This is a genomic window from Elusimicrobiota bacterium (assembly GCA_026388075.1).
Lineage (GTDB): Bacteria > Elusimicrobiota > Endomicrobiia > Endomicrobiales > JAPLKN01 > JAPLKN01.
The window spans coordinates 1-8,922 of the sequence record JAPLKN010000138.1 but is presented as its reverse complement, the minus strand read 5'-3'; the positions used below and the strand labels follow the sequence as shown (position 1 = coordinate 8,922).

At 40.5% G+C, this 8,922-nt stretch carries 5 protein-coding genes; all 5 read right to left on the bottom strand.

The genetic code is table 11. From position 1 onward, the window contains the following. Positions 1-4,353: glutamate synthase large subunit (gene gltB / locus NT145_07625; protein MCX5782548.1), on the bottom strand; the 4,353-nt coding region annotated here is incomplete at its 3' end. A 290-nt stretch (positions 4,354-4,643) separates the two neighbouring features. Further along, a complete protein-coding gene (locus NT145_07620) occupies positions 4,644-6,755 on the bottom strand; it encodes a glutamine synthetase III (GenBank protein MCX5782547.1) in 2,112 nt (703 codons plus the stop codon). A 343-nt stretch (positions 6,756-7,098) separates the two neighbouring features. After that, complete coding sequence (gene rpsI / locus NT145_07615) at positions 7,099-7,497, bottom strand: 30S ribosomal protein S9 (protein ID MCX5782546.1); 399 nt, start codon at positions 7,495-7,497, stop codon at positions 7,099-7,101. Between the two features lie 212 nt (positions 7,498-7,709). Further along, positions 7,710-8,150 carry a 50S ribosomal protein L13 gene (gene rplM, locus NT145_07610; GenBank protein MCX5782545.1) on the bottom strand — a complete coding sequence of 147 codons (441 nt, stop codon included), beginning with the start codon at positions 8,148-8,150 and terminating at the stop codon, positions 7,710-7,712. A 99-nt stretch (positions 8,151-8,249) separates the two neighbouring features. Further along, a complete protein-coding gene (locus NT145_07605) occupies positions 8,250-8,822 on the bottom strand; it encodes a 3'-5' exonuclease (GenBank protein ID MCX5782544.1) in 573 nt (190 codons plus the stop codon). Positions 8,823-8,922: the final 100 nt, after the last annotated feature.

Genomic DNA, 8,922 nt, shown 5'->3' with positions numbered 1-8,922 from the left:
TCTTACCATAGCTATATCATTTTCTCCAATAGTTTCCAGTTCAACCATTTCCATATTGCATTTATCTTTAAAACTCCCGTCTTCATCATATATGTAGGCTGTGCCTCCGGACATTCCAGCAGCAAAATTTCTGCCGGTTTTTCCAAGCACAATCACTATTCCTCCAGTCATATACTCGCATCCGTGGTCGCCCACCCCTTCAACAACAGCGTACAATCCGGAATTTCGTATGCAAAATCTTTCTCCCGCAACTCCCCGAATATAAGCTTCTCCGGATATCGCGCCGTAAAAAGAGGTGTTCCCGATAATTATGTTTTCGTGCGGCCGATAATCAGATCCTTTAAAAGGATAAATTATTATTTTTCCGCCGGAAATACCTTTACCGACGTAGTCGTTCGCCATGCCTTCCAGATCAAGGGTAACTCCCTTAATCAAGAAAGCTCCGAAACTTTGGCCGGCAAAACCTTTCAATTTGCAGATGATAGTATTTTCCGGAAGGCCTTCTTCACCATGAATTTCGCAAATCTCATTAGAAAGCATCGTCCCAATGGAACGGTTTGAATTTTTTATTTCAAGATCAATTTTTACGGGACGCGCGTATTTAATTGCGTCATCAGACAGCTCGATTAATTTTTTGTCCAAAACATTTTCTATTCCGTGGTCCTGTTTTATTGAGCAGTATGTGCCGTAACTTTCCGGCACCTGAGGTTTGAATAATATTTTTGAAAAATCTATTTTTTTTGCTTTCCACGGCAAAATATCATTATTTAATTCCAAAAGGTCGCTTCGCCCAACCATTTCTTCTATTTTTTTAAATCCGAGGCCGGCCATAATTTCCCTTAATTCATTTCCAATGAAATTAAAATAATTGACTATATGCTCCGGCCTTCCCGTAAAACGGCGCTCTAACAATTCATCCTGTGTCGCAATGCCTACCGAACAATTGTTTAAATTACAATGTCTTAACATTATGCATCCTAGAACGACTAAAACCGCAGTGGCAAACCCAAATTCTTCAGCCCCTAAAAGAGCCGCAATAGCAAGGTCTTTTCCTGTTCTCAGCTGGCCGTCAGTTTGAAGCCGTACGCGGCTGCGCAAATTGTTTAACAACAAGGTCTGATGTGTTTCGGAAAGGCCGAGTTCCCAAGGAAGCCCGGCATGTTTGATGGAACTTAACGGCGAAGCTCCTGTGCCGCCGTCCCCGCCCGAAATTAAAATCATATCGGCATGGCCTTTGGCAACTCCGGCCGCAACCGTTCCAACGCCTATTTCGGAAACTAATTTTACACTAATTCTTGCGCGCGGATTAGCATTCTTCAAATCAAATATCAGCTGGGCAAGATCTTCAATGGAATAAATATCGTGATGCGGCGGCGGAGAAATTAAAGTTACTCCTTGAGTAGTGTATCTGGTGCGGGCAATAATTGCGCTGACTTTATGTCCCGGAAGCTGCCCCCCCTCGCCGGGTTTTGCGCCCTGAGCTATTTTAATCTGCAGTTCGTCCGCATTTGTGAGGTAGTTTATGTTTACCCCGAAACGGCCTGAAGCAACCTGTTTTATCGCGCTCCGTTTTGAATCACCTCTTGGAAGCGGAGCAAATCTCGCCGGGTCTTCACCGCCTTCTCCCGTATTTGATTTTGCTCCTAAACGGTTCATCGCTATCGCCATTGTTTCGTGCGCTGAGCGAGAAATTGAGCCGAAACTCATAGCGCCTGTCGCAAAACGTTTTACAATTTCTGACACAGGCTCAACTTGTTCAATGGGTATTGAATTTGAAGTTTTAAATTTTAGAAGACTTCTTAAAGTTGTCGGATTTGGAGATTGATTATTAACAAAACCGGCAAACTCCCGGTAACGTTTTTCATCATTGTTTCTAACTGCATCCTGAAGCGCGGATATTGTGTCAGGATTCCACAGGTGAAATTCCCCGTCCCTTTTCCATTGATAGTGACCTCCGCCATTAAGAGGAGTTTCGTCTTTAAAATCATGATAAGCTTCTTTGTGACGTAAAATTGTTTCTTTTTCTATGATTTCAAAATCTGCCCCGCCAATACGCGATACCGCGCCTTTAAAACATCTTTGAACAATTTCGCTATGAAGCCCCAATATTTCGAATATCTGCGCTCCGCGATAACTCCTGATTGTTGATATCCCCATTTTTGAAAGAATTTTCAATACGCCTTTGCTGGCAGCTTTTATGTAGTTATGTATGGCATGGTCATAAGTGAGGTCAATTTGTTTTTCATCAATCATATACTTAATTGTTTCATAAGCCATATAAGGATTAATAAAACCGACCCCGAATCCGAGTAAAACTGCAAAATGGTGAACTTCCCTGGGTTCTGCGCTTTCTAAAATCAAACCTATATGAGATCTCAAAGATTTTTTGACTAAATACTGATGCACCGCACCCACAGCAATTAATGCAGGAAGGGCCGCAAAATTTTTGTTTACACCTCTATCGCTTAAAATAATTATGGAACAGTTTTCTTTTATCGCGGATTCCGCTTCACGGCAAATCCTGTCCATAGTATTTAAAAAGCTTCCTTTTTCATCTGCTTTAAAAAGGATAGATATAGTTTTTGATTTAAAATCTTTCAAATTAAGATTTTTTATTTTAAAAAGTTCGTGGTTTGTCAGTATAGGATTTTTAATTTTAAGTTTTTTGCAGTGTTCCGGAGTTTCATCAAGAAGATTTTCCCTTTTACCCATAAAACTTTCCAGATCCATTACCAGTTCTTCTCTGATAGGATCTATCGGCGGGTTAGTAACCTGGGCAAACAATTGCCTGAAATAGCCGTATAGATTTTGAGGTTTTTGGGAAAGCACCGCATAAGGGGTATCGTTTCCCATAGAGCCGACCGGCTCCTGGGCTGTTTCAATCATAGGTTTAAGGATTATTTTTAAGTCTTCTCTTGTGTATCCGAAAGCTTTCAGCCGTTTTATTAAATCGTCGCTTTGAATTTCTTCTTCCTTGAGATTAATAGAAGGCAGGCTTTCAAGTTCGGTCAAGTTTTCTTTCAGCCATTTTCCGTAAGGTTTTTGCCTAGCCATAATGCTTTTTACTTCAGAATCATCCATTATTCGGCCGAGATCAGTATTAATAAAAAATATTTTTCCCGGTTCAAGTCTTCCCGATTCCAATATGTTTTTGGGGTCTATATCCAAAACGCCGACTTCAGAAGCCATAATAACATGTTCGTCTTTTGTTACAATATATCTTGCAGGGCGAAGCCCGTTTCTATCCAAAACCGCTCCGACCCTCACGCCGTCAGTAAAAGCAATGGCCGCGGGGCCGTCCCAGGGCTCCATAAGGCACTCATTATATTGATAAAAGTCTCTTATCTCTTTGGTAATAAATTTGTTTCTTTCCCAAGCCGGCGGTATCATCATCGCAATTGAATGGCTTAGAGATCTTCCTGAAAATGATAAAAGTTCAAAAACGTTATCAAATATTGCGGAATCGCTTCCTTCTTCATTAATAATGGGCTTGATATTTTCAATATCTTCGCCGAAAAAAGGATTTTTTAAAAGGCTTTCTTTTGCTTTCATCCAGTTGATGTTTCCGCGAAGCGTATTTATTTCTCCGTTATGAGAAACAAAACGAAACGGCTGGGCTAAATCCCAGGTAGGAAAAGTGTTTGTACTGTAGCGAGAATGCACAACAGAAATTGCGCTCTTTAAGCTGTTATCTTTCAGGTCAAGAAAATACTGGTCCAGCTGGTCGGGTTTTAAAAGGCCTTTATAAAGGAAAGTTCTTGAAGAAATGTTTGTAATATAAAAAAATGATTTTTGTTTGAGATTTAAACTTTCTACTGCATTTTCAATTTTTTTTCTTAAGACATAAAGTTTTCGTTCAAATTCTATTTGGTCTTTTATGGATTTGTTTTTACCTACGAACACCTGTTCTATCTGCGGTTCGGTTTCTCTTGCGCTTTTACCCAGTTTTGAATCATCTACAGGAACTTCGCGCCATCCCAATAAAAAATGGCCTTCCTTTTTTATAGTATCTTCAAAAATCTTTTTGCATATATCCCTTTCATTTGATTCCTGAGGTAAAAATATAAGGCCTGTTCCGTATTCTCCCGCTTGGGGCAGTTTAATGTTAGTTTGAGCGCAAACTTTTGAAAAAAATTCGTGCGGAGTCTGTATCAATATACCCGCCCCGTCGCCTGTTAAGGGATCGGCTCCGGTCGCTCCCCTGTGCGAAAGCCTTTGAAGTATTTCAAGGCCTTGTTTTACAATTTCATTGGATTTTTTTCCTTTGATGCTGCAGATAAATCCCACGCCGCATGAATCGTGTTCAAAACGCGGATCATAAAGGCTCTGATTGAAATTATTTATTCTCATCATCCTGTTTTTTTGGACAACCTCTTTTATCTGTTTTTTTTATCAAACCCGGTTCGGCACTGAGCTTGCCGAAGTGATTAACCGGGTTTGGGAAGAAAGAACTATCAGACAGAATTCCGTTCCGGGATAATCCGCCACAGTAGCGACGGCGGACGATCCCGGAAAAGAATTTTCGCAATCTCCAGACAAAAATGCCGGCAATAGACACATTCTATCGCCGGACACATTTGTCCAACCAAAATTTCATTTTTTTCTCAATACTGACAACTCAATACTCATTATTCATCACTGTATCAATAAATGAACAGCATCTCAGTGTATGTCGGGATAGGCCAGTATTCCCTTGCCACAACGCCTTCAAGGGAATCCACCGTTTTCCTCAGCTGGGACATGAAGTCAAGCATGTTTAGAGAATCATGTCCTTCATAAGATTCTTCTAACGCGCTGATTTCTGAAAGAGCTTTTTCGCTCAAGGTAACTACCTCGTTGAGCAAATCTTCGGTATTTTTGGTATTTTGTTTGTTTGCTTTTACATTTTGGATCGTAGTTGCCAGTTCATTCTTATATTTAATTACTGCTGGCATAATAAGAGTTTTTGCCATTTCCAAAACCACTCCTGTCTCAAACTTAACAGTCTTTTCATACTGTTCTTTATATATTTCATATCGGGAAAGGCTTTCGGTCTTTGAAAGGACATTATGTTTTTCTAAAACCTTAATCGCATCATCTTTAACCATTTCTTTTAAAGCAGTTAAACTATTTTTTAAATTAGGCAAACCCCGCCTTTCGGCTTCATTATGCCATTCTTCAGTATAGTTGTCGCCGTTAAATACTATGCGTTTATGTTTTTTAACTATCCTTTGAAGTATTTCTTGTAACGATTCATTGAATTTTTTGCTTTTCGCGCCGACTGCTTCAAGCTCAGTGCAAATTTCATCCAAGGCATCGGCCACAATGGTGTTTAAAATAATATTTGGACCAGCGCAATTTTGGTTTGATCCCACGGCGCGGAACTCAAATTTATTTCCCGTAAAAGCAAACGGAGAAGTTCGGTTTCTGTCTGTAACATCCCTAGGAAGTTTAGGAAGAGAACTCACGCCCACTTCAAGGAAACCGCCTTCTTTTGAACTTTTTGCCCCGCCTTTTTCTATCTGTTCAATTATATCTGTAAGCTGTTCACCTAAAAATATGGAAATAATTGCCGGGGGAGCTTCATTTGCGCCAAGCCTGTGATCATTTCCTGCAGAAGCAACTGAGCCTCTGAGCATTCCGGCATAAGTATCAATCGCTTTCATTAAAGCACAAATAACGGTAATAAATATTGCGTTCTCATGAGGATTGTTTCCCGGCGTAAGCCAGTTTTTTCCGTCAGGCCCGCAGATTGACCAGTTGTTATGTTTGCCTGAACCGTTAATTCCTGCAAAAGGTTTTTCATGCAGCAAACATACCAGACCGTGCTTTTCAGCAACCTGCCTCAATGTCTCCATAACCATCATGTTATGGTCAACAGCAAGATTCAGCGCTTCATAAACCGGCGCTATCTCAAATTGCGCGGGAGCAACTTCATTATGGCGTGTTTTAGCAGGAATACCTAATCTCCAAAGTTCATGATCAAGGTTTTCCATAAATGCCATTATGCGTGGTTTTAATGCACCAAAATAGTGGTCTTCCATCTGCTGATGTTTAGCGGGTTTTTTTCCGAAAAGTGTCCGTCCGGTTTGAATGAGATCAAGCCGTTCAAGATAATATTTTTTATCAATTAGGAAATATTCCTGTTCCGGACCCAGAGTTGCATAAGGATGTATCCCTTTAGATTTTATCCCGAATAGTTTCGCAAGACGGTTGATCTGCTTGGCAAGAACGTGTATGGACCGAAGCAAAGGCGTTTTTTTGTCAAGCGCTTCCCCGTTATAAGAATAAAATGCCGTAGGTATGCAAAGCACTGCAGCATTAGGACCTTGCTTTATAAATGCAGGGCTTGTCGGATCCCAAGCAGTGTACCCCCGCGCCTCAAAAGTTGCGCGAAGCCCGCCGGAAGGAAAACTTGAAGCATCAGGTTCTCCTTGTATTAGCTCTTTTCCTGAAAACTTCATTTCAACCCCGCCTTCACCATCGGGGACAATAAAAGAATCGTGTTTTTCCGCTGTTCCTCCGGTCAAAGGCTGAAACCAATGCGTAAAATGAGTCGCTCCTTTAGAAACGGCCCATTTTTTCATAGCCCCCGCGACTTCATCTGCAATTTTTGGATCCAAAGAACGGCCTTCCCTTATAGTGCCCATAAGCGATTTGTAAGCTTTGGCAGAAAGATACTTTTTCATAGTTTTTAAACTAAATACTTTTTCACCATATATGCTCTCAATTGATGAAATTTGATCATTTTGATTTCTTCTGATTTTTTTTGCCATTTTCATTCACCTCATAATTCATTTTTTTAACTAAATTAAGTTTAGCATTTTTACCCCGTTTAGAGAAGGGCTACCAATACCTATCAGCCATTTGAAATCTACGCTATCAGATAAACAGGGTAACGCCTTGACCTATGTTTGCTCGCCCCGTTAGAAACTATTGGTTAAAACGCCGATTTGTATCCAAGTCAGTAGAGATTTCTAACGGGGTAAAGTTTGCATTTTCTCTAACGGGGTTTACCCGCAAAATAAAAACGCCCTTAACATGCACTTCACCATTGTGCTTATCAAGGACGTCTTTGTCCATATTTATATAATATCTTTTTAGTTTTTGAAAAACAAATTATCTCTTGCCGTACTGGAATCTCTTTCGCGCTTTTGGCCTGCCCGGTTTTTTTCGTTCAACCATGCGCGAGTCGCGAGTCAAAAGATTTTCTTTCCTCAAATTTTGTTTTAAGGAAGGGTCCATCTTTAAAAACGCTCGTGCGATACCCAGACTGATAGCTCCGGCCTGGCCCGTTATTCCTCCGCCTCGCACATTTACATAAATATCATGGCTATTAGCGGAAGGAAAAAGCAAAACGGGTCTTAAGGCTTCTTTCTTGTGCCTTTCAAGGCCCGAAAAAAAATCGTCAATGGACTTGTTATTAACTATAATTTTGCCCGTCCCTTCAAGTATCTTAACTCGGGCACTGGCATTTTTTCTTCGTCCTGTCGCTTGAATAATTGAACCTTGAGCCATATATCCCTCTTTTTGTCGCGCCCTCGCTATCGTTCGGGCTTACTTCGTTGCTTCACTCCGGAATGACTTGCTCCGTTCAGCGCTCCCAATCAAGGGAACCTAAGGTTCCCTCTTCCATAAGTCTTACGACTTATGGCCCAACATCTATCTTGCGCTTAAACCGAACTTTGTTCTGGTTTGCGGGCTGTCACTCCTTCCTTTTCGGAATATTTTTATTTCGCACCCGATACTGAAGAAGCAAACTGCGCTGCGTGAGGATGAGATGAATTTTTGTATATTTTAAGCCTTTTAATTTGCCTGCTTGCCAATTTATTTTTTGGAAGCATCCCTTTCACCGCAAGAATCACTGCCTTTTCAGGATTTTTTTCCATGATAACTGAATAAGGAGTATGACGGTCGCTGCCGGGATGGCCCAAAAAATGAAAAGCAAATTTTTGCTCTAGCTTTTTTCCAGTTAATACCACTTTGCTTGCGTTAGTAACAACAACAAAATCTCCGCAGTCAACGCTGGGGGTATAAATTGGCTTTCCTTTGCCCCTCAATTTATCGGCGGCTTCCGTAGCAAGACGGCCGAGAACTTTACCTGATGCATCTATCAAATGCCAAGTTCTTTTTATATCGGTATTTTTAGCTAAATATGTCTTTCTGTCCATTAAAATATACCTCTTCTGTTTATGAAACGAAGAAGAATTATAAGAAATTTAGAAATTTAAGTCAATAGGCAAGCTAAATGCGGAGTTTCTCAGTGTCCCCTAAATATGATGAAATGCTATTTCTTCAATTTTTCTGATGCCTTTTTTATTGAGCTCTGCCCAAAATCGGTTAAAAACTTTGTGCGTGGTATCAACATCTGCCATAGCCCTATGTTTTTTTTCAACATTTATATCAAGAAATTCGGCTATTTTGGGCAGACTATTTGAAGGAAAATTAAAATGTTGTCTTGCTACTCTTAACGTATCTACAATCGGCAAAACAGGCAAAACAATATCACATAAAGCTAATTCCATGGCAAGAAAATTTAAGTCAAAATACGCATTGTGGCATACCAACGAACTTCCTTTAATAAGTTTCAGTATTTTATTTGCAACTTCTTCAAAAACCGGGGCATCTTTAACCATATCATAAGTTATGCAGTTAACGGCTTGAGCCCCGTATGAAATGGGCCTGCAGGGATTTATTAAACTTTCCCATTTAGTTATTTTCCCGTTTTCTTCCCGCCGCAAGATTGCTATCTCGCAGATCCTGTCCCCGTTTTGCGTTGAAAGCCCGGTTGTTTCAACATCCAGGAAAGCCAAGGCAGGAAGATTACATTTGATTTTTTTCATAATTAAAATATAAAACGGTGCCTCTTGAATGATATTCGAACTTGGTTTGTTGAAAATCCGCCTGGGGTGGAAGCGAATCCGCAAGGATGATGAACTTCCT